This window comes from Phytohabitans houttuyneae (assembly GCF_011764425.1).
GTDB lineage: Bacteria > Actinomycetota > Actinomycetes > Mycobacteriales > Micromonosporaceae > Phytohabitans > Phytohabitans houttuyneae.
In genome coordinates this window covers 3,605,070-3,625,281 of record NZ_BLPF01000001.1, presented here as the reverse complement: position 1 = coordinate 3,625,281, position 20,212 = coordinate 3,605,070, and the positions used below count along the sequence as shown (strand labels likewise).

At 70.9% G+C, this 20,212-nt stretch carries 20 protein-coding genes, 1 tRNA gene and 1 pseudogene; 14 read left to right on the top strand and 8 right to left on the bottom strand.

The annotated features are described in order from the left end of the window. The first annotated feature begins 108 nt into the window (after positions 1-108). From Phou_RS16180 to Phou_RS16170, 3 genes are read left to right on the top strand one after another with little or no spacing between them, the layout of a single operon-like run. On the top strand, positions 109-435 hold the full coding sequence (locus Phou_RS16180; RefSeq protein ID WP_173056790.1) for a YbaB/EbfC family nucleoid-associated protein: 327 nt from the start codon (positions 109-111) through the stop codon (positions 433-435). Position 436: 1 nt separating this feature from the next. Next, positions 437-739: a hypothetical protein gene (locus Phou_RS16175; RefSeq protein WP_173056789.1), complete on the top strand. Its 303-nt coding sequence runs from the start codon at positions 437-439 to the stop codon at positions 737-739. Beyond that, entirely contained in the window at positions 739-1,377 is a 639-nt protein-coding gene (locus tag Phou_RS16170) for a hypothetical protein (RefSeq protein ID WP_173056788.1), read from the top strand. The genes Phou_RS16175 and Phou_RS16170 overlap by 1 nt, the downstream gene beginning before the upstream one ends. 168 nt (positions 1,378-1,545) lie before the next feature. Here Phou_RS16170 and Phou_RS16165 read toward each other — a convergent pair whose 3' ends face one another. After that, on the bottom strand, positions 1,546-2,844 hold the full coding sequence (locus tag Phou_RS16165) for an LPXTG cell wall anchor domain-containing protein (RefSeq protein WP_173056787.1): 1,299 nt from the start codon (positions 2,842-2,844) through the stop codon (positions 1,546-1,548). A gap of 158 nt (positions 2,845-3,002) precedes the next feature. On the opposite strand from Phou_RS16165, the gene Phou_RS16160 reads away from it, so the two are divergent. Beyond that, the gene (locus Phou_RS16160) at positions 3,003-3,845 is read left to right on the top strand and encodes a PSP1 domain-containing protein (RefSeq protein ID WP_173056786.1); all 843 of its coding nucleotides are present in this window, start codon (positions 3,003-3,005) and stop codon (positions 3,843-3,845) included. Positions 3,846-3,880: 35 nt separating this feature from the next. On the opposite strand, the gene Phou_RS16155 is transcribed toward Phou_RS16160, so the two are convergent. Next, positions 3,881-3,953 (bottom strand) — tRNA-Thr (locus Phou_RS16155). 12 nt (positions 3,954-3,965) lie between these two features. Between Phou_RS16155 and Phou_RS16150 the strand changes: the two genes are divergently transcribed. After that, a complete protein-coding gene (locus tag Phou_RS16150) occupies positions 3,966-5,759 on the top strand; it encodes a metallophosphoesterase (RefSeq protein WP_371872128.1) in 1,794 nt (597 codons plus the stop codon). 261 nt (positions 5,760-6,020) lie between these two features. Next, complete coding sequence (locus tag Phou_RS16145) at positions 6,021-6,557, top strand: DUF2231 domain-containing protein (protein WP_173056785.1); 537 nt, start codon at positions 6,021-6,023, stop codon at positions 6,555-6,557. A 15-nt stretch (positions 6,558-6,572) separates the two neighbouring features. Here Phou_RS16145 and Phou_RS16140 read toward each other — a convergent pair whose 3' ends face one another. From Phou_RS16140 to Phou_RS16130, 3 genes are read right to left on the bottom strand one after another with little or no spacing between them, the layout of a single operon-like run. Beyond that, on the bottom strand, positions 6,573-7,091 hold the full coding sequence (locus Phou_RS16140; protein WP_173056784.1) for a hypothetical protein: 519 nt from the start codon (positions 7,089-7,091) through the stop codon (positions 6,573-6,575). Between the two features lie 23 nt (positions 7,092-7,114). Continuing rightward, on the bottom strand, positions 7,115-7,513 hold the full coding sequence (locus Phou_RS16135; protein ID WP_173056783.1) for a hypothetical protein: 399 nt from the start codon (positions 7,511-7,513) through the stop codon (positions 7,115-7,117). Next, complete coding sequence (locus Phou_RS16130; RefSeq protein ID WP_173058437.1) at positions 7,510-7,839, bottom strand: PadR family transcriptional regulator; 330 nt, start codon at positions 7,837-7,839, stop codon at positions 7,510-7,512. The genes Phou_RS16135 and Phou_RS16130 overlap by 4 nt, the downstream gene beginning before the upstream one ends. Positions 7,840-7,938: 99 nt before the next feature. Here Phou_RS16130 and Phou_RS16125 point away from each other — a divergent pair, with 99 nt between their 5' ends. Together Phou_RS16125 and Phou_RS16120 are read left to right on the top strand one after the other, a co-directional pair. Beyond that, complete coding sequence (locus tag Phou_RS16125) at positions 7,939-8,487, top strand: type 1 glutamine amidotransferase domain-containing protein (RefSeq protein WP_173056782.1); 549 nt, start codon at positions 7,939-7,941, stop codon at positions 8,485-8,487. 99 nt (positions 8,488-8,586) lie between these two features. Beyond that, complete coding sequence (locus tag Phou_RS16120) at positions 8,587-10,188, top strand: MDR family MFS transporter (protein WP_173056781.1); 1,602 nt, start codon at positions 8,587-8,589, stop codon at positions 10,186-10,188. 7 nt (positions 10,189-10,195) lie between these two features. Here the strand turns inward: Phou_RS16120 and Phou_RS16115 are convergent, their stop codons facing one another. Next, positions 10,196-10,690, bottom strand: a complete 495-nt coding sequence (locus Phou_RS16115; RefSeq protein ID WP_246273582.1) for an NUDIX domain-containing protein — start codon at positions 10,688-10,690, stop codon at positions 10,196-10,198. A 71-nt stretch (positions 10,691-10,761) separates the two neighbouring features. Between Phou_RS16115 and Phou_RS16110 the strand changes: the two genes are divergently transcribed. Further along, positions 10,762-12,393 carry a fatty acid--CoA ligase gene (locus Phou_RS16110; protein ID WP_173056780.1) on the top strand — a complete coding sequence of 544 codons (1,632 nt, stop codon included), beginning with the start codon at positions 10,762-10,764 and terminating at the stop codon, positions 12,391-12,393. Between the two features lie 3 nt (positions 12,394-12,396). Here the strand turns inward: Phou_RS16110 and ku are convergent, their stop codons facing one another. Then, a complete protein-coding gene (gene ku, locus Phou_RS16105) occupies positions 12,397-13,377 on the bottom strand; it encodes a non-homologous end joining protein Ku (protein ID WP_173056779.1) in 981 nt (326 codons plus the stop codon). Between the two features lie 128 nt (positions 13,378-13,505). Between ku and ligD (Phou_RS16100) the strand changes: the two genes are divergently transcribed. The 4 genes and pseudogenes from ligD (Phou_RS16100) (at position 13,506) to Phou_RS16085 (ending at position 17,546) form a co-directional block, all read left to right on the top strand. After that, positions 13,506-14,456: a non-homologous end-joining DNA ligase gene (gene ligD, locus Phou_RS16100; protein ID WP_173056778.1), complete on the top strand. Its 951-nt coding sequence runs from the start codon at positions 13,506-13,508 to the stop codon at positions 14,454-14,456. A 132-nt stretch (positions 14,457-14,588) separates the two neighbouring features. After that, positions 14,589-15,487: pseudogene (gene ligD / locus Phou_RS16095) on the top strand (non-homologous end-joining DNA ligase). A 20-nt stretch (positions 15,488-15,507) separates the two neighbouring features. After that, the gene (locus Phou_RS16090) at positions 15,508-16,059 is read left to right on the top strand and encodes a TetR/AcrR family transcriptional regulator (RefSeq protein WP_173056777.1); all 552 of its coding nucleotides are present in this window, start codon (positions 15,508-15,510) and stop codon (positions 16,057-16,059) included. 35 nt (positions 16,060-16,094) lie between these two features. Continuing rightward, the gene (locus tag Phou_RS16085) at positions 16,095-17,546 is read left to right on the top strand and encodes an MFS transporter (RefSeq protein ID WP_218579035.1); all 1,452 of its coding nucleotides are present in this window, start codon (positions 16,095-16,097) and stop codon (positions 17,544-17,546) included. On the opposite strand, the gene Phou_RS16080 is transcribed toward Phou_RS16085, so the two are convergent. Further along, the gene (locus Phou_RS16080; protein WP_173056776.1) at positions 17,510-19,150 is read right to left on the bottom strand and encodes a DNA repair helicase XPB; all 1,641 of its coding nucleotides are present in this window, start codon (positions 19,148-19,150) and stop codon (positions 17,510-17,512) included. The genes Phou_RS16085 and Phou_RS16080 overlap by 37 nt on opposite strands. A gap of 347 nt (positions 19,151-19,497) precedes the next feature. Here Phou_RS16080 and Phou_RS16075 point away from each other — a divergent pair, with 347 nt between their 5' ends. Continuing rightward, positions 19,498-20,181: a L,D-transpeptidase family protein gene (locus Phou_RS16075; RefSeq protein ID WP_308784455.1), complete on the top strand. Its 684-nt coding sequence runs from the start codon at positions 19,498-19,500 to the stop codon at positions 20,179-20,181. Positions 20,182-20,212 lie beyond the last annotated feature (31 nt).

The following is a 20,212-nucleotide window of genomic DNA, read 5'->3' as shown; positions in this document are numbered from 1 at the left end:
GGGCTCGGACCTGCGGCTAAATAACGCGTCTGCGGGGCAGCGAGCCGCACCCCTCGGCCGGTACGGTCTGAGGTCGGGTTGCCACGTCCGGTGAAAGGGCCTGCATTTATGGGTCGTCAGATCGACGAGGGCTGGATCGAGGAGGCCGTCGAGCGCTATCGCCGCATCGAAGCGCTTCAAGCGGAGTTCGACGAGGCTGCCCGCCGTCTTACGGTGACCGTCCATTCGCCGGACGGGCTGGTCGAGCTCGTCGTGACCGCCGCCGGCGCCATCACCGACGTGCGCATCACCGGCACGCTGAGCGGGCGCAGCGGCGCGGAGCTGTCCCAGTCGATCCAGGCCGCCGTCACCGCGGCCGCCGGCGCGGCGCAGTGGGCACGGGAAAAGCTGCACGCCGAGATGTTCGCCGGCTACCAGCCGCTGCGGGAGGTCTGACGTGGACAGCCTGCGCGAGCTCGCGGCCGGCTTCGACGAGGCGGCCACCGCGCTCACCGCCGCCGGCCGACGCCTGGCCCACCTCGAGCCGCCCGCCTCGTCCTTCGGCGCGGGCGGGCCGGGACGCCTCGGCGAGGTGGGGCGCGCGCTGCACCGCCAGTGGCTCGACGCGTTCGGCGCGCGCGGGCGCGAGGCGGCCGTCGCGAGCACCCGGCTGGCAGATGCCGCCAGCGCCCTGCGCGCCATCGCCGCCGACTACTCCGATGTGGACGAGACCGCCCGCACCCGGGCCGGGGAGGTGTGATGGACGCGCTGGACCAGTTGGCCGGCTCGGCCACCGCGCTGCTCGACCGGGTCGACAGCGCGCTCGCCACCAGCGGCGCCCCCGGTGGTCACCCCATCTGGCCACTCCTGCGCCGCCTGGGCGCCCTTCCGGGCGCAGCAGCCAGCACCATCGCCGGGCTCCGACCCGCGCCGCTGGCCGCCGCCGGGCCGTCGTTGCGCGGCCTCATGCTTTTGTACGAGGAGCGGGGCGAGGCGATCGCGGACAGCGGCTCCTGGGAGGGGGCCGGTGCGGAGGTCTTCGCCGCGCACCGGGCCGCCCTGTCCACCCACCTGACCGACATGTCCGCCAAGCTCGCCGCGATCGAGGGCTATTCGACCGCGGTGGCTGAGTGGATCGAGGAGAGCCGCGCCGGCCTGGCCCGTGAGCTGGCCGCGGTGCTCGGCTCACGCGAGGCGGTCACTGTCACGGTGGAGCCGCTCGGCGTGCCCACCGCGGTCGCCGCGGCTGACATCGGCGCGCGGGTGCTGGGTGCGGTCGACGAGGCGTGCGAGCGGGCCGAGGCGCTGCTGCACCGGTGGGGGCCCGACCTGGCGGAGCTGCCATACCGGCCGCCGGACACCGGTCCGGTGGCATTCGGGCCCACGACACGAGCCTGATCGGCCATTCATCGCCGCCAATGGCAACGGCGTCGCGCTCTGGAGCAGTTGGTGCTCTCCCACTGCTCCGGCGGCGACGCCGTGGCCCCTTTCCTGCACCCCCCGCAGGTCTGTGGACATCCCACTCAACGCCGCTGTCCGGCGTTTGTCGTGGCTGGCACCCAGGAATCATCCGTAAGTGCGACCGCGATTGGGACGAACCGTGACCCGGCGCCGCCGAGTGGCCATCATGGCCACCGAGCCAGCCATGATCAATAGTGCACCCACGACTGCGGTCCAACCGACGTTTGCGCCGGTCACGGGGAGTCCACCACCGCCGCCGGCCGGCGGAGCGGCAGGTGCGGGGCGGGGTGCCAGCACGAGCGCGTCGAGCCGGCCGAGGTGCATGTCCAGGACGGCCGCGACATCGTCGTCCGCCGGCCTGGTGGCCACCTGCAGGCGGAGGGTGGTGGCCTCGGCGCGGGCCCACTCGTCGTTGACGTCCTTCTTGAGCGTGCCCACGGTCACCCGCAGGACCGAGCCCTCCGGACCGGCGCTGGGCAGGCCGCCCCCGGTCGGCAGGCCCGGCAGCGCGGGCAGGCCGGGCAGGCTGAGCGGGCCCTTCTCGCCGCGGCCGGTGACGCCGCTCAGCCGCTCGGGTTTGAGCGCCTCGACCGCGCCGCCCAGCCCGTCGAGCGGCACCTCCAGCACCTGACTCGGCGCGTCGAGCCGGCGGGTGCCGATGCCCGGGCCGGAGACCTCCACGATCGGCGCCCGGTAGTCCACATCCCGCCCGACCGTGAGCGCGGCCGGCTGGATCACCTTCACCGTCACCTGGGCCGGGGTGCCGGCGAGGATCCGCGCCTCGTTGAGCCCGCCCGAGGCGGTGGCCACCGGGCTGCCCCCCGCGTGCAGCCCGGTGGCCGTGCGGGCGCGCAGTGCGGCCGGTATCCGCACCAGCGCGACACCACCCGGCCCGGCCAGCACGTCCGCGCCCGCGACGGTGGCGCTGCTGCGCGTCCCCTCGGCGGGCTTGGTGCCGCAGGCAAGGCCGGCGTGCCACGTGGCGTACGCCGACAGTTCTCCCGCCCCACTCGACACGACGCCGAGGTCGCGGCTGTCCGCGTGCACCGTCACCGGCTTCGCGTTGCGTGGCGGCGCCTGCTGGTACGCGGTCCGGGTGAGCGGGCCGTCGGGCAGGTCGACGCCGAACAGCTTCGCGTCGAGGGATCGCGCCGCCGAAGCGGCCTTGACCGGTCCCGCCTCCGGGTCGAACGCCGAGCGGGTCGAGCCGAACCGCACGTCGGTGATCGGGCCGACAGGCAGGCCCAGCGGACGCAGGTCAAGCGTGCTGAGCGCCATCGCCTCGGCGCCCGCGCCGGCGGCGTACCCCGTGGGGCTCTGGCAGGCCGGTGCCGCGACGGCGGGTGCCGGCCCGACGGTGAGCGTGCCAGCGACGGCGATGGCGGCGATCCTGGACAGCGTCATGGGGTGACCTCCGGAACGTCGGGGCGTACGCGGGAACCCAACGACGCCTTTCCGAGCCCGGTTGCGGCGCGGCGATAGGTCCCGTTCGTACGGACAAGCCGGATGGCCCGAATGGTTACCCTTCAGCGGAAGCCGTACAGCGCCGTAGGGTGGGGCGCATGGGGATGCTCTGTGCGGTGAGCTTCAACCGGTACGGCCGGCTCTACTACCTCGACCCCGGCGAGCACCGCCCCCAGGTCGGCGACCGGGTGCTGGTGCCCACCGACGACGGCACCGAGGTCGCCGAGTGCGTGTGGGCGCCGCAGTGGGTGAGCGAGGAGACCGACGGCTTTCCCAAGCTGGCGGGCATGGCGACCGACCGCGACCTGCGGCGCGACGAGACCCAGCGCAAGCGCAAGGCCGAGGCGAAGGTGGCCGCCAAGCGGCTGATCCGCGAGCACGACCTGCCGATGAAGGTGGTGGCCGTCGACCACGTGCAGGAGGCGGGCGGCGGTGCCAACGGCGCGCGCACGACCATCTACTTCACCGCCCCGCACCGCGTCGACTTCCGCTCGCTGGTGCGCGACCTGGGCGCCACGCTGCGCTGCCGGGTCGAGCTGCGCCAGCTCTCGGCCCGCGACTCCGCGCGCGTGCAGGGTGGCATCGGCTCGTGCGGCCGCGACCTGTGCTGCGCCACGTTTCTGACCGACTTCGAGCCGGTCACCATCCGCATGGCCAAGGACCAGGACCTGCCGCTCAACCCGCTGCGCATCTCGGGCGCGTGCGGCCGGCTGATGTGCTGCCTGAAGTACGAGCACCCGCTCTACCAGAAGTTTCAGGCGTCCGCGCCCGCCGTCGGCAGCCGGGTATCCACACCGGAGGGTGACGGCCGCGTGGTGGCGCACAGCGTGCCGCGCGACTCGGTCGTCGTCCGCATGGACGCGGACGGCTCGCGGTGCATGTGCAGCCGCGCGTCGGTCTGCGGCCCCCGCAAGGCCCACGACGAGGCGTACGGGAGCTAAAGAAGAGCCCGGGTCGTGAGACCCGGGCTTTGCAGAGCCGCCTAACGGAATCGAACCGTTGACCTATTCATTACGAGTGAATCGCTCTGCCGACTGAGCTAAGGCGGCAACGGTGGTCAAGTGTACGGCACTCCGGCCGCCGGGTCGCAGGGGTTACCCCAAACGGCTACCCGGGGCAGCGCATCGACACGGGTAGCCACTAGGCTGCCCACGGTGAGCGAAGCTCAGCAGACCGCGCCGCCGCGCCCGCGCACCCTCGACCCACTTGAGCTCGGTTTCACGCCGCGCAAGCCGGTGCCCTGGCTGGCGCCGCTGCTGCTGCTGAGCACGGGCCTCCGCACGCTGCTGGCGATCCTCTTCGGGGCATACCTCGACAAGCGCGAGCTGCAAAACGCCCTGCCCGGCAGGATCTACCGCCAGCCGGGCGTCGACGGCGAGCTGTGGATCGACTACGTGGCCGACCTGGGCGACGGCTTCGATGCGACCTATTCGGTGGCGTACCTGCTGGCCCAGCCGGAGCTCGACCTCGACGGGCGGCGACTGCCCCGCGGCCAGGTCCTGGTCATGGGTGGCGACCAGGTCTATCCCACCGCGAGCGGCTCGGCCTACGAAGACCGGTGCAAGGGCCCCTACCAGGCCGCGCTGCCCGGCGCGCCGGCCACGGGCCCGCGCCCCACGCTGTTCGCGATTGCCGGCAACCACGACTGGTACGACGGGCTGACCGCCTTCCTGCGGCTCTTCGCGCGGCGCAAGGACGGCGAGATCGGCGGGTGGCGCACCGAGCAAAACAGGTCGTACTTCGCCACCGAGCTTCCGGCGGGTTGGTGGCTTTTCGGGATAGATGAGCAGTTCGGGGCGTACCTCGACGACCCGCAGCTGATCTACTTCGAAGAGGCCGCCCGCCATCTCGGCCCCGACGACCGGGTGGTGCTGGTGGTGCCGGCGCCGACCTGGGTGAAGGCGGTGGAAAACCCCGAGGCGTACGACGCGGTCGACTACTTCATCCGCACCGTGATCGCCCCCACGGGCGCCCGCGTCCCCCTGATCATCGCGGGTGACCTGCATCACTACGCCCGCTACGCCAACCCCGAGCGGCAGCTGGTCACCTGCGGCGGCGGCGGTGCGTACCTCTACCCGACCCACAAGCTGCCCCAGCGCATCTCGGTGCCCCCGCCCGACACGCTCGCCCGGCGGGCCAGCCGCAGCCTGCCGTACGACCTGGGAGGCACCTACCCCGAGCCGGAGCGCTCCCGCCGCTTCGGGTGGGGCATCTTCGGCAGGCTGCCGCTGCGCAACCCGGGCTTCGCGGTCATGGTCGGCCTGCTGCACACGCTGCTGATGCTGCCGATGGTCGGCGTCGTGCACCGCAACGGCGCGAGCGAGACGCGCATCTTCAGCATCCCGCTGGCCATCATGCTGCTGGTCACCATCGGCGGCGCCGTGCTCTTCGCCAAGCCACCGAGCGCGAGCGGCAAGCGCCACGCGCGGCACTGGCTGCTCGGCCTCACCCACGGCTTCGCTCAGGTGGCGCTGGCGATGCTCGGCACCTGGCTGTGGCTGCGCCTCCCGTTCGTCGACTGGCCGTGGCCGCTGCCCCCGGTCGCCGCCGCGGTGCTCTACGGCCCGATCATCGGCTACGTGGCCAGCCTGCTGGTGGCGACGTACCTGCTGGTGGCGGGCGCCTTCGGGGTCAACCTCAACGAGCTGTTCGCGGGGCAGGGCATCGAAGACGCCAAGAGCTTCCTGCGCATGCACATCGCCGCCGACGGCACGCTGACCATCTACCCGGTGGCGGTCGACCACGTCGGCCACGACTGGCAGGCCAACCCGGACGGCGCGCGCGGCACGTCGTGGGTCGAGCCGAAGGAACCGCTGAAGGCCCGCTTGGCCGAGGACCCGATCGTTCTCCGCTGACGGCGCGACCCGGCCGCCACGGGGCTTCCACCGGCGGTCGTCTGCGCCGCCCCGCTCGTCAGCGGTCGGGGATGGTTCACCGGAGCGCACGCATGGCACTCACGTCATAACTGTCAGTTGTCCGACTTCGCGCAGTGAGGGGGACTGTGCCTGGTTGAGGTGCAACCCTATGGCTGGTCGGCGCGTATGTTTGGTGGACAGCCATCCGGGTACCGCATCGACGTCTTTGACAGCGCCTACGCAGTCGAAAGTGCGGCCATCATGCAGACACGGCTCAACATTTCCGGTCATCCGGTCCACCCGCTCATGATGACCCTGCCCCTCGGGCTGATCGTGTGCGCGATCCTCTTCGACTTTGGTGCGCTGGTCGGGCTCGACTTCCTCGGCCAGGTCGGCTACTGGACGCTGGTGGCCGGGCTCTTCGCCGCCATCCTGGCCGTCGGGGCCGGCATGATCGACCTCTGGGACGTGCCAGCCGGTGCGGGCAAGCGGCGCGTCGTGGCGTACGAGCTGGTCAACCTCGGGATGGTCGCCCTGTTCGCGATCGTCTGCATGGTGCGGGTCGAAGACCAGGCCGCCGCCCCGACCGGCGGCATCTTCCTCGTCGAGCTGCTCGCCCTCGCGATCGGCGGCTACGGCGCGTGGCTGGGTGCCTCGATGGTGCGCGACTTCCGGATCGGCGCCGAGCCCGTCGACGACCTGCCGACCGACGTCATCTTCCCCGCCGACGCCCGCCGGCCACGCCCGTCCGAGGCGCGCCGACCCCGTCCCGCGCCGGCCGCCGACCGGATCCGCTGAGCCGCCCGGGCCGGGTCAGATCCGCGCCTGCTGGCGCAGCCGCACCGCGCCGGTGGCGGCCAGCACCACGATGGCGGCCGCGTAGGTCAGAAACCAGCCGTCGCTGTGCACTTCGACCGGCGACCAGTCCGGAGTCAAGTACTTCGCCAGTGGCCCGATCACCAACGGCAGGAGCAGCACGCCACCGGCCAGCGTGACCCGGGGGTCGACGGCTGCCCACAGCAGGAGGGCGGCCGCGGTCGCGACGGTGCCGCCCGGCTGGATGCCAGTGGTCACGTCGAAGGCCGTGGGCAGCGCCACCACGGCGACCGGCACGGCCAGCAGCCACGCGTACGGCGCGGTGCCACCGCGCGGGCGCCACCGGGTCAGGGGCAGGATCAGCACGGCCGCGATCGGCGCCGGCCAGAACGTCCAGCTGACCGTGATGACCGCGAACATCGGTCCCCAGTCGATCGTCCACGGCTGAGCGAGGTACTCAAATCCTCCGATGAAGCCGTCGTTGTTGAAGTGGTATCCGTGCAGCAGCAGGCCCACGGCGAACGTGGCGGCGGTCCCGATCAGCCCAGCACGTGGCGACCGGCCGCGACCGCGACGAGGCCCGCGGCGGCGAAGAGCGTCTCCAGTGGACGGAGGGCGGTGAAGGGTGTCGCTGGACTGCCCATGATGGGGCCGAACTCGGCGAGGCTCACCGCGGCGGTGGACGCGAGCAGCAGCAGGACGGCGAGGCGGGTGGCGCCGGCGAGCGTCTGGCGGCGCTGGTGCGGGCTGTGCACGCCGGCCCGCGTCTGCAGGCCGCGCAGCACCAGCGAGCCGGCCTCGCGAAGCGACGGATGGCGCTGGCCTGGCCTGGCCGCCTCCATCAACGTGCCGATCATCTCCTCGCCGCGCCCGCGGCGGTAGGCCGCCGGATACGCGCGCAGCAGCAACCGATACAGGGCCTCCAGGGCGGGGCTCATGCCGGCCGCACCTTCCCGAGGCCCACCGTGGGCCGGCGGGACGTGACCACGCGCGCCGCCTGCGTCATGCGCTCCGCCTCGGCCTCCAGCGCCGTCGCGCCCTCGGCGGTCAGCTCGTAGTAACGCCGGGCCCGGCCGTTGACCACCTGCTCGTCGACGACCCGCACGAGGCCCTCCGCGGTCAGCCGGTCGAGCGCCGCGTACAGCGTGCCGGCGGCCATCCGCACCCGGCCGCCGGAGAGCTCCTCCGCGCGCTTGATGACGGCGTATCCGTGCAGAGGTCCGTCCATCAACGCGGCGAGGGTGAAGTAGGTCGGCTCGCGCATCGTACTCATGTGGATAGAGTATTCAGTTGATCTTAGTATTACAAGTTTGCCCGCTTCGGGGCTGGGAAGGAGCTAAGGGAGAAGGAGGTCGAAAGAAATATGCCTACGACACTGCAGGGCAAGCGGGTTGCCTTCCTCGCCACCGATGGCGTGGAGGAGATTGAGTACACCAAACCGCGCGAGGCGGTCGAGCAGGCGGGCGGCCAGCCCGAGCTGATCTCGATCAAGCCGGGTCAGATCCAGTCGTTCCGTCACCTGGACAAGTCCGGGACGTACCCGGTCGACCGCACCGTGGCGGACGCGAGCCCGGACGACTACGACGCGCTGGTGCTGCCCGGCGGCGTGGCCAACCCCGACGAGCTGCGGACCCATCCGGACGCGGTCCGGTTCGTGAAGTCGTTCTTCGACGCGCACAAGCCGGTCGCCGCGATCTGCCATGCCCCCTGGACGCTGATTGAGGCTGGCGTGCTCGACGGGCGCACCGTCACGTCCTGGCCGAGCCTCCGCACCGACCTGCGCAACGCCGGTGCCACCTGGGTCGACGAGCAGGTGCACGTCGACAACGGCCTGGTGACCAGCCGCAAGCCGGATGACCTTCCGGCCTTCTGCGACAAGATGGTCGAGGAGATCGCCGAGGGCAAGCACTAACAGAGCGACCTCCGCGCGGGCCTCGGGTGCCCGCGCGGAGGGCCCGTCTTTAGGGACAAATCAGGTCCTAACACCACCTCAGGCGCCGAAACTGGGACCATGACCACCGCCGACGCGAGCAGGCCACGCCTCAGTCACCAGCAGATCCTGTTGCTCATGAGCGGTCTGATGACCGGCATGCTGCTGGCCGCGCTGGACCAGACCATCGTGGGTACCGCACTTCCCACGATCGTCGGCGAGCTGGGTGGCATCGACCACTACTCGTGGGTCGTCACCGCGTACCTGCTGGCGTCCACCGCCTCCACCCCGCTCTACGGCAAGATCTCCGACCTGTACGGGCGGCGTCCGGTCTTCCTGTTCTCCATCGGCACGTTCCTCGTCGGCTCGCTGCTCGCCGGCCTGTCGCAGAACATGACCCAGCTGATCATCACGCGCGGCATACAGGGCCTGGGCGCGGGCGGCCTGATGACGCTCGCGTTCACGATCATCTCGGACGTGGTCTCACCCCGCGAGCGTGGCCGCTACCAGGGCCTCTTCGGTGCGGTCTTCGGTGTCGCCTCGGTCGCCGGCCCGCTGGTCGGCGGCTACTTCGCCGAGCACGACTGGCGGTGGATCTTCTACATCAACGTGCCACTCGGGGTGCTCGCCATCGTCGTCTGCTACCACGTGATGCGGTTGATCCCGTTTCAGCGCCGCCCCCACTCGGTCGACTGGCTCGGCGCCGCGCTCATGGTGGCCGGCGTGAGCTGCCTGCTGCTCGCGCTGAGCTGGGGCGGCAACCAGTACCCGTGGGGCTCGCCCACGATCATCGGGCTCTTCGTCGCGGGCGGCGTGCTGGCGGTCCTCTTCCTGCTCCAGGAGGCCCGCACCAGCGAGCCGATCCTCCCGCTCAGGCTCTTCCGCCGCCGGACGTTCGCCCTCGCCAACGCGGCCGGCTTCATCCTCGGGCTGGTCATGTTCGGGTCGATCATCTTCATCCCGCTGTACCTGCAGATCGTCAAGGGCGCCACACCGACCCGCAGCGGCCTGCTGATGCTGCCGATGATGGCCGGCGTGATCGTGACCTCGGTGCTCTCCGGGCGGGCGATGAGCCGCATCGGCCGGTACAAGTGGTTTCCGGTCGCCGGCTCGGCCGTCCTGACCGCCGGCATGCTGCTGTTCACCCAGTTGCACGTGGACACGTCGCTGTGGCTGGCGTTCTTCTACATGGTGGTGATCGGCGTCGGCCTCGGCCTGTGCATGCAGTCCCTTGTCCTCGCCGTCCAGAACGCTGTCGAGCTGCGCGACCTGGGCGCCGGCACTTCGGCAGCCACGTTCTTCCGCTCGCTGGGCGGCTCGTTCGGCGTGGCGATCCTCGGCGCGGTGCTCTCCTCGCGGCTCAGCGCCGAGCTCAGCGAACGCCTGCCCGCCGCGGTCAGCCGCCTGACCCGCGAGCAGGCGGCCCGGCTCGAAGCGTCGGGCGGCGCCTCGAACTTTTCCATCAACGAGCCGGCCGTCATCCGGGCGCTGCCGGAGCCGTTGCGCGAGGCGATCCAGCTTGCGTTCGTGGACGCGCTGCACGTGGTCTTCCTGATCGCCGGCCTCGTCGCGATCCTCGCGGTCGCGGTGACGCTGGCCCTGCCCGACCGCGAACTGCGGGGGCCGACCCCACCTCCGCCGAGGACGCCGCCACCGACGCCGAGGCCCGTACGCAAACGCTGATCTAGCGCTACTTCAGCACCATCTGTCCCGTGCGTTCGAACGCGGCGAGGTCGGCCAGCGTCTCGAACACGCTGCGCGAGAGCGTCGGAGGCATCTCGTCCGGGTGGTACCAGCCCGCGTCGATGGTCTCGTCGGTCACCCGCGCCAGCTGGCCGGCCCACCGCTCGACCCGGAAGGCGGTCACGAAGAGCTGGTAGGTGTCCGCGTACATGTTCGTGAACGTGTACGCCGGGCCGGTGTAGAACGCGAACGGCGTCACCTCGGCCGCGCGCAGGCCGGTCTCCTCGTACACCTCGCGCACCGCGCACTCGGCGATCGACTCGCCCAGCTCCATGGCGCCGGCCGGCACCGCCCAGATGCCGTTGTCACGCCGCCTGATCAGCAGCACGCGGCCCGCGTCGTCGAACACGATCGCGCGGGCGCCGACGAACAGCAGGGTGCGGTCGCCGGCAATCGCGCGCAACTGGCCGAGGTACGACTCCGCCCATGGAATGCTCGCCACTCACCCGATCCTAGGGCGAGGCCGCCCCGATCTCTTCCGTTGGTGTGATCCAGGACACTACATTCGGAACCATGCGCAGCACGATGATGGACGCCCCGCTTCTTGTCTCGCGGATCCTGGAGCACGGCAGCACCGTGCACGGCACCGCCGACGTGGCCACGTGGACCGGCGAGGGCAGCCGCCGGATGACGTACGCCGAGGTGGGTGCGAAGGCGGCGCAGCTCGCCCACGCCCTGCGGGACGAGCTGGGGGTGACCGGCGATCAGCGCGTGGCCACCTTCATGTGGAACAACGCCGAGCACCTCGTCGCCTACCTCGGCGTGCCCAGCATGGGCGCCGTGCTGCACACGCTCAACCTGCGGCTGTTTCCCGACCAGATCACGTACATCGCGAACCACGCCGAAGACCACGTCGTCATCGTCGACAGCACGCTGATCCCGCTGCTTGCCAGGGTGCTGCCCACGATGTCCACTGTGGAGCACGTGGTGGTTGTCGGCGGGGGCGACGCGGCGCCGCTGGGCGACCGCGTGTCGGTACACCGGTGGGACGACCTGCTGCGCGACAAGCCGGAGCGCTTCGACTGGCCCACGCTCGACGAGCGTGACGCCGCCGCCCTCTGCTACACCTCCGGCACGACCGGCAACCCGAAGGGCGTGGCGTACTCGCACCGTTCCATCTGGCTGCACTCGACGCAGGTGTGCGCGCCCGAGGGCTTCGGGCTCAGGCCGTCCGACCGCGAGCTGGCGATCGTGCCGATGTTCCACGCGATGTCGTGGGGTATCCCGTACGCCGCGCTGATGTCCGGCGCCTCGCTGGTGATGCCGGACCGCTTCCTCCAGGGCGAGCCGCTTGCCCGGATGATCGAGGCGGAGCGTCCCACGAAGGCCGGCGCGGTGCCGACCATCTGGACCGAGGTGCTGTCCTATTTGGACAACAACGAGGTCGACGTCTCCTCGCTCAAGGAGGTGATCGTCGGTGGGTCGGCCTGCCCGCCGGCGCTGATGGCCGCCTTCCGCGACCGCTACGGCATCGACATCATCCACGCGTGGGGCATGACCGAGATGTCCCCGCTCGGCTCGGTGTCCCGCGCGCCGGCCGGCACGACCGGCGACGACGCGTGGGCGTACCGGCTCACCCAGGGCCGCGTGCCCGCGGGCGTCGCGGCGCGCATCGTCGGCCCACTGGGCGAGCAGATGCCCGCCGACGGCAAGTCCGTGGGTGAGCTCGAGGTCCGCGGGCCATGGACGACCTCGCGGTACATCGGGGAGGAGGTCCCCGACCCGGACAAGTTCCGCGACGGCTGGCTGCGCACCGGCGATGTCGGCACCCTCTCCGCGGACGGCTTCATCACGCTCACCGACCGGGCCAAGGACGTCATCAAGTCCGGCGGCGAGTGGATCTCGTCGGTCGAGCTGGAAAACGCCCTGATGGCCCACCCGGCGGTGCTGGAGGCGTGCGTGGTCGGCGTGCCCGACGAGCGCTGGGACGAGCGCCCGCTGGCCACGGTGGTGCTGCGCGAGGGCACCACCGCGACCCCCGAGGAGCTGCGCGACTTCCTCGGCGAGCGGGTCGCCAAGTGGCAGCTCCCCGAGCGGTGGGCCTTCATCGAGGCGGTGCCGAAGACAAGCGTCGGCAAGTTCGACAAGAAGCAGGTGCGCTCCAGCTACGCCGACGGCGCCCTCGACGTCACCGAGGTGCGGTAGCGGTCAGGCGGACTTGCGGGCCGTGGCCTTCTTGGCGGGAGCCTTCTTGGCCGGGGCCTTCTTCTCCGCTGCCTTCTTGGCGGGCTCCGCCTTCTTCGCGGCCGTCTTCTTGGCCGGCTCGGCCTTCTTGGCGGGGGCCTTCTTCGCCGGCTCCGCCTTCTTGGCCGACCGCGCCGACGAGATCGGCGTGGGCTCGCCCTCCTCGCCGCGTGCCGCCCGGGCCCGCTCCACCGACGCCTTCAGCGCGGCCATCAGGTCGACCGCGGCGGCCGGGGCCTCCTCGACCTCCTCCGGCTGCACGACCTCGCGGCCCTCGACCTTGGCGTCGATGACCTCCTGGAGCGCCTCGCGGTAGTTGTCGGTGTAGTCCTCCGGGTCGAACTCGCCGGCCATCGAGTCGATCAGTGAGCCGGCCATGGCCAGCTCCGGCGGGCGCACCTCGATGTCCTCGTCGAGGAAGTTGAAGTCCGGCTTCCGGATCTCGTCCGGCCACAGCATCGTGTTGAGCAGCAGCACGCCCTCGCGCACCCGCAGCGTGGCGAGCTGCTCGCGCTGCCGCAGCGCCACCTTGACGATCGCGACCCGGTCGGCGTCGGAGAGGGCGTCGCGCAGCAGCACGTACGGCTTGGTGGCCGCGCCCTCTGGCTCCATGAAGTACGCCTTGTTGTACAGGATCGGGTCGACCTGCTCGGCCGGCACGAACTCCAGCACGTCGATGGCGTGCGAGGTGCTCAGCGGCAGGTCGGCGAAGTCTTCGTCGGTCAGGATGACCATCTCGCCACCGCCGATGTCGTACCCCTTGGCGATGTCGTCGTAGGTGACTTCCTCACCGCAGATCGAGCAAGTGCGCTTGTACCGGATGCGTCCGCCGTCTTCCCGATGAACCTGGTGAAAACGGATATCCTTCTCCTCGGTCGCCGAGTAAAGCTTGACGGCGATCGACACGAGGCCGAACGAGACCGCACCCTTCCAAATCGCGCGCATTGACCGGCTCCCTATCAGCTGACGTGTCCGGAACCCCCGCTGCGTCCACTGCAACAGCCCGGTCACACCAGGATCGCACCGCAAAGAACGGGACGCGAGGGCTTCAGAGTGGATCTATGGTGGGTTTCGTGGCTGGTGCGCCGCTGAAACCCATGCTCGCGACCACCGGGGAGCGGCTTCCAGCCGGTTCCGGGTGGGCGTATGAGTTCAAATGGGACGGCGTACGCGCGATCACCCAAATCACTCAAGGTGCCTCGCGGATGTGGGCGCGGTCGGGTGCGGAGATCACTCTCGCGTACCCCGAGCTGGCCCGCCTCGGCGCCACCCTCGACGACGCGGTGCTCGACGGCGAGGTGGTGCTGCTCGACGAGGCGGGGCGGCCGAGCTTCACGATGCTCGCCGAGCGGATGCACGTACGCGAGAAGCCGCGGGCGGCGCGGCTGGCGGCGAGCATCCCGGTGACGTACATGATCTTCGACCTGCTGCGGCTGCGCGGCGCCGACCTGACCGGCTGGCCGTACACCGAGCGGCGGGCGGCACTGGAGTCGCTGGCGCTGGCCGGGCCGCGCTGGGCGGTGCCGCCGAGCTTCTCCGACGGCCCCGCCACCTACGCCGCGGCGAAGGAAAACCAGCTCGAGGGCCTGGTCGCCAAGCGCGTCGACTCGATCTACCGGCCGGGTGTCCGCACCGGCGACTGGGTCAAGGTCAAGGCGGAGTTCACCGCCGAGTTCGTGATCGGCGGGTGGCGGCCGGGCGCTCGCAAGATCGGTGGGCTGCTGGTCGGCGTGCCAGGACCGGACGGGCGGCTGATGTTCCGCGGCCGGGTCGGCGGCGGTATCGGCGCGGCCGCCGAACGCGCGCTGCTCAGCGTGCTGGAGCCGCGGCGGGACGCGCAGTCGCCGTTCGGCAGTGACATTCCGCGTGAAGATGCCCGTGGCGCGAACTGGGTAAGACCGGAGATCGTGGTGGAGGTGAAGTACGGCCAGCGCACGCCGGACGGGAGACTGCGCTTCCCGCGGTTTCTGCGGCTGCGTCCTGATATGCGACCGGAGGACGTTGACGATGAGCGGGAGTCGTGAGGCTACGGGCATGGACCACGACGGCGGACGAGCGCCGAGCGACGGAGCGTGGTGAGCGTGAGCGGGAGTCGTGAGGCTACGGGCATGGACCACGACGGCGGACGAGCGCCGAGCGACGGAGCGTGGTGAGCAATGCCTAAGGAGCAGCGGATCCGGGTAGAGGTCGACGGCCAGTCGCTGGAGCTGTCCAACCTGGACAAGGTGCTCTATCCGGCCGCCGGCTTCACCAAAGGCGAGATCATCAACTACTACACGCAGGTCGCGTCCGTGCTGCTCCCGCACCTGCGCGACCGGGCACTGACCCGGATCCGCTTCCCCAACGGGGTCAATGGTCAGTCGTTCTTCGAGAAGAACAAGCCCGGCGGTACCCCGGACTGGGTGCGTGTCGAGACGCTGCCGGTGCCCGGGTCGACAAAGGACCGCGAGACGATCGACTACGTGGTCGCCGACGACCTGCCGACGCTGGTGTGGCTGGCCAACCTCGCCGCGCTGGAGCTGCACACCCCGCAGTGGCGGATCGGCGAGCACCCCGACCTGATGGTGGTCGACCTCGACCCGGGCGCGCCGGCCGGGCTGCGCGAGTGCTGCGCGGTGGCGGTGCTGATGCGCGACCGGCTGGCCGAGGACGGGTTGACCGCCCTGCCGAAGACCTCAGGCAAGAAGGGCATGCAGCTCAGCTGCCCGATCGCGGGTGACCAGCCGGCCGAGGAGGTCTCGGCGTACGCGCACCGGATCGCCGAGGAGCTGGAGCGGGCCAGCCCGAGGACGATCACGTCGAAGATGACCAAGCGGCTGCGGCCGGGCAAGGTCTTCATCGACTGGAGCCAAAACAGCGCCGCCAAGACGACGGTCGCGCCGTACTCGCTGCGCGCCCAGGCCACGCCCACCGTCTCCACGCCGCTGACCTGGGAGGAGGTGGAGGCGGGCGCCGCGCGGGCGTTCACCCCGAGGAGGTGCTGGAGCGGGTGGAGGAGTACGGCGACCTGCTTGAGGCGCTGCTCACACCCGGGCCGTCGTTGCCCACCAAGTAAGTGACTGCTAACTTACTCGCATGGGTGCCGGCACGCGGATGAGCGCGGACGAGCGGCGCGTGGCCGTTCTCCGCGTCGCCCGTGAGGAGTTCGGCCTGAGCGGGTTCAGCGGTGCCTCCACCGAGGCCATCGCCCGCCGGGTCGGCGTGTCCCAGCCTTACCTGTTCCGGCTCTTTCCGACCAAGAAGGCGATGTTCCTCGCCACGGTCAACGACTGCTTCGACCGCGTCCAGGCCCTCTTCGAGGAGGTCGCGGAGGGGCTGACCGGCGAGGAAGCGCTCAAGGAGATGGGCCGGTCGTACAAGTCGCTGCTCGACGACAAGGCGACGCTCCAGATGCAGCTGCAGATGTGGGCCGCCGCCTGCGACGACGAGGACATCCGCCAGCTCGCCCGGGAGCGGGTCAGCGGGCTGTGGCGCCAGGTCATGCGCCTGTCCGGCGAGGACGACCAGCGGGTCATGCAGTTCATGGCGGCGGGCATGCTGCTCAACGTCATGGCCGCGATGGACCTGCCCAGGGTCCGCGAGCAGCTCGGCGAGGCGCTCACCGGCCTCTCCGACCCTTCTGTCTGAGCGACTGCCACCTCACATCGAATGGGGATCGAATCGTGGGAAAAGAAGTTAGTGACCAATCACTAGGCAAGCTGCTCTGGACGTTCGTCGTCACCGGTGTCGCCACGTTCATGGTCGCGATGGACAACCTCATCGTCACCAACGCGCTGCCGGTCATCCGCGTCGACCTCGGCACCGGGCTCGAGGGCCTGGAGTGGACGGTCAACGCGTACACGCTCACGTTCGCCGTGCTCCTGCTCACCGGCGCCGCGCTCGGCGACCGCTTCGGCCGGCGCAAGGTGTTCGCGATCGGCTTGGTGATCTTCACGGCCGCATCGGCGCTCGCCGCCCTCTCGCCGGACATCGAGACGCTGATCGCGGCCCGCGCGGTACAGGGCGTCGGCGGCGCGATCATCGCGCCGCTCAGCCTCACGCTGCTGGCCGACGCGGTACCGCCACAGCGGCGGGGTGCCGCGTTCGGCATCTGGGGCGCGATGAGCGGGCTCGGCGTCGCGCTCGGCCCGGTGATCGGCGGAGCGGTCGTGGACTCCGCGTCGTGGCAGTGGATCTTCTGGATCAACGTGCCGATCGGCCTGATCCTGCTCCCGCTCATCGCCGCCGTACGGGAGAGCCGCGGCGGCGCCGGCCGCCTCGACCTGGTCGGTGTCGTGCTCGCCACCGCCGGCCTCTTCGGCGTCGTCTTCGGCCTGGTCCGCGGCGGCAGCCACGGCTGGACGAGCGGCCCCGTGCTCGCCGGGCTGGCCGGCGGCGGTGTGGTCGTGGTCGCCTTCCTCGCCTGGCAGGCCCGCGCCCGGTACCCGATGCTGCCCCTCCCGCTCTTTCGCAGCCGCGGCTTCAGCGTGGCGAACGCGGTCGGCTTCGTGATGGCCTTCGGCATGTTCGGCGCGGTCTTCCTCGGCGCGCAGTTCCTGCAGACCGTCCAGGGGTACTCGCCGCTGGAGGCCGGCCTGCGCACGCTGCCGTGGACCGCGGCGCCGGCCCTCGTCGCCCCCTTCTCCGGCGCGCTCGCCGACCGCATCGGCGTGCGCCGGGTGCTGGCGCTCGCGCTCGCCTTCCAGGCCGTCGGGATCGCCTGGCTGGCCGTTGTCACCTCACCCGACGTGCCGTACGGCGAGCTCGTGCCGCCGTTCATCCTGGCCGGTGTCGGCATGGGGCTGTTCTTCGCGCCGATGGCGAGGGCCGTGATGGACTTCGCGCCGCGCGGCATGGAGGGCGTCGCCTCGGGCGCGTCCAACGCGATGCGCCAGCTCGGCACGGTGCTCGGCATCGCGGTGCTGGGCGCGGTCTTCTCGGCCGTCGGCGGCTACGCCAGCGGGCAGGACTTCGTCGACGGCATGCGCGCCGGCCAGATCGTCGGTGCGGTGGTGCTCGCCGGCGCCGTGCTGCTCGCGCTCGTCATACCGGAAAACCGCCGGACCCCGCCGGCGGCCGCAGCGGCGCCGCTCCAGCCTCAGGCCAGCACGTCGTCGGCGTCGACGATGGTGTAGGCGTAGCCCTGCTCGGCCAGGAACCGCTGGCGGTGCGCCGCGTACTCGGTGTCGATCGTGTCCCGGGAGACCACCGTGTAGAAGTGCGCCTGCCGCCCGTCGGACTTGGGGCGCAGCACCCGACCGAGGCGCTGCGCCTCTTCCTGGCGGGAGCCGAACGTGCCGGACACCTGCACCGCGATCGCCACCTCGGGCAGGTCGATCGAGAAGTTGCCGACCCGGGAGATGACCAGCGTGCGCAGCCGTCCCGACCGGAACTCGTCGAAGAGCCGCTCGCGCTCCTTGTTGGTGGTCGAACCCTGGATGATCGGTGCGTTCAGCGCCTCGCCGAGCTGGTGCAGCTGGTCGATGTACGCCCCGATCACCAGCACCTGGTCGTCCACGTGCCGCTCGACCAGCGCCTTCACCACGGGCAGCTTGGAGCGGGCGGTGGCGGCGAAGCGGTACCGCTCCTCGGCCTCGGACGTGGCGTAGGCCATCCGCTCCTCGTCGGAGAGCGTCACCCGCACCTCGGTGCAGTCGGCCGGCGCGATCCAGCCCTGCGCCTCGATGTCCTTCCACGGCGCGTCGTACCGCTTCGGGCCGATCAGCGAGAAGACGTCGCCCTCGCGGCCGTCCTCGCGTACCAGCGTCGCGGTGAGGCCGAGCCGGCGGCGGGCCTGCAGGTCCGCGGTGAAGCGGAAGATCGGCGCGGGCAGCAGGTGCACCTCGTCGTAGATGACAAGGCCCCAGTCGCGCGCGTTGAAGAGGTCCAGGTGGGTGAACGCGCCGCTGCGGCGGGTGGTGAGCACCTGGTACGTGGCGATCGTGACCGGGCGGATCTCCTTGCGCTCGCCCGAGTACTCGCCGATCTCCTCCTCGGTCAGCGACGTGCGGGCCAGCAGCTCGCGCTTCCACTGGCGGCCGGCCACGGTGTTGGTGACCAGGATCAGCGTTGTCGCCGAGGCCTGTGCCATCGCGGCGGCGCCGACCAGCGTCTTTCCCGCGCCGCAGGGGAGCACGACCACGCCCGAGCCGCCGGCCCAGAAGCCGTCGACCGCCTCCTGCTGGTACGACCGGAGCTTCCAGCCGTCTTCCGCCAGCGCGATCTGGTGCGCCTCGCCGTCGACGTACCCGGCGAGGTCTTCGGCCGGCCAGCCGAGCTTGAGCAGCGCCTGCTTGAGCCGGCCACGCTCGGACGGGTGCACCACGAGCGTGTCGTCATCGATCTTGGCGCCGAGCATGCCGGCGAGCTTCTTGGACTTGGCGACCTCGACCAGCACCGCCCGGTCGAGCCCGCGCAGCACCAGCCCGTGTGTCGGATGGTTTACCAGCTGGAGCCGCCCGTACCGGTCCATGGTCTCGGCCACGTCGACCAGCAGCGCGTGCGGCACCGGATAGCGGGAGAAGCGCAGCAGCGCATCGACCACGCCCTCGGCGTCGTGCCCGGCGGCCCGCGCGTTCCACAGGCCGAGCGGGGTCAGCCGGTACGTGTGCACGTGCTCCGGCGAGCGCTCCAGCTCGGCGAATGGCGCGATCGCCATCCGGCAGGCCGGCGCGTCCGGGTGGTCGACCTCCAGCAGCAGGGTCTTGTCCGACTGCACGATCAACGGTCCGCTGCTCAAGATCGCCCTCCTCCACACAGACCCTCCAGTGTTGCACGGTGCGTGGAGTGCGTGCCCGGGGTCGCCTTGCCAGGCGCTGGCAAAGTGTCGCGAAGAAATTCTTCATCAGACGCAACCGGACTGGTAGGGCCGTGCGTCTACGTGACGACAACTGCTCTGGGGAGGGCGCCGTGGTAGGCAAAGGCTTGCGCTTGGTCGCCGTTGCAGTCGTCGCGCTGTTCGGAGTCGGTGCGTGCGCGCTCGAGTCGCAACCTGGCCAGGCTGGGGGAGATCCCCAGTCGGTGAGTGCGGGGCAGGGCGCTACGGGGGCGAGTGCGCCGCCCGACCCGACAGCGTCCCCCACTTCCGTGCCGACCCCGTCCACGTCGCCCTCGGCCACGCCGAGCCCGACGCCGACGACCACGACAAAGGCGCCGAAGCCGAAGAAAACCACCAAGCCGGGCTGCCCGCAGGGTGACAGCCAGCGGGCGGTGGAGGTCGCGCTGGACAAGCTGGGCACGTTCGGCGAGGTCACGGTCGACGGCAAGCAGTCGGACGCCGACTGTAAGGCGATCAGGAAGTTCCAGCAGCGGTACGGCATCAGCCCGGCCGCCGGTCGCGCCGGCCCCACCACGGCCGATGTCGCGCAGCGCCTGGCCGCGACCGACACGAGCAGGTGCAAGACAGGATCGGGCACCACGTTCTGCGTCGACCTCACCCACCAGACCGTGTTCGCGATGCGCGGCGGCAAGGTCGTGCTGAAGCCGACGGTCACCCGCACCGGGATGCCCGGCTTCGCGACACCGACCGGGGCGTACTCGGTGCAGAACAAGGCGCTGAAGGAGTGGTCCAACCCGTACGAGGTGTGGCTGCCCTACTGGCAGCGCTTCAACGGGGGCATCGGCTTCCACGAGACCACGACGTACATCCACACGAAGTCGATCGGCTCGCACGGCTGCGTCAACCTGCTGCCGTCCGACGCCCGCGCCTTCTACGAGCTCGGCAAGGTTGGCACCCGGGTGTACGTGTTCGGCCACCGGCCGGGCACCTGAGGCACCCGACCGGTGGCCTTCTTCACTGGGG

Bases quoted from the DNA above. Each gene is read 5' to 3' on its own strand.
- ku (WP_173056779.1), bottom strand. From the start codon at position 13,377: ATGCGCGCGATTTGGAAGGGTGCGGTCTCGTTCGGCCTCGTGTCGATC.
- Phou_RS16180 (WP_173056790.1), top strand. From the start codon at position 109: ATGGGTCGTCAGATCGACGAGGGCTGGATCGAGGAGGCCGTCGAGCGC.
- Phou_RS16135 (WP_173056783.1), bottom strand. From the start codon at position 7,513: ATGAGCCCCGCCCTGGAGGCCCTGTATCGGTTGCTGCTGCGCGCGTAT.
- Phou_RS16125 (WP_173056782.1), top strand. From the start codon at position 7,939: ATGCCTACGACACTGCAGGGCAAGCGGGTTGCCTTCCTCGCCACCGAT.
- Phou_RS16170 (WP_173056788.1), top strand. From the start codon at position 739: ATGGACGCGCTGGACCAGTTGGCCGGCTCGGCCACCGCGCTGCTCGAC.
- Phou_RS16090 (WP_173056777.1), top strand. From the start codon at position 15,508: ATGGGTGCCGGCACGCGGATGAGCGCGGACGAGCGGCGCGTGGCCGTT.
- Phou_RS16120 (WP_173056781.1), top strand. From the start codon at position 8,587: ATGACCACCGCCGACGCGAGCAGGCCACGCCTCAGTCACCAGCAGATC.
- Phou_RS16110 (WP_173056780.1), top strand. From the start codon at position 10,762: ATGCGCAGCACGATGATGGACGCCCCGCTTCTTGTCTCGCGGATCCTG.
- Phou_RS16160 (WP_173056786.1), top strand. From the start codon at position 3,003: ATGGGGATGCTCTGTGCGGTGAGCTTCAACCGGTACGGCCGGCTCTAC.
- Phou_RS16130 (WP_173058437.1), bottom strand. From the start codon at position 7,839: ATGCGCGAGCCGACCTACTTCACCCTCGCCGCGTTGATGGACGGACCT.
- Phou_RS16145 (WP_173056785.1), top strand. From the start codon at position 6,021: ATGCAGACACGGCTCAACATTTCCGGTCATCCGGTCCACCCGCTCATG.
- Phou_RS16165 (WP_173056787.1), bottom strand. From the start codon at position 2,844: ATGACGCTGTCCAGGATCGCCGCCATCGCCGTCGCTGGCACGCTCACC.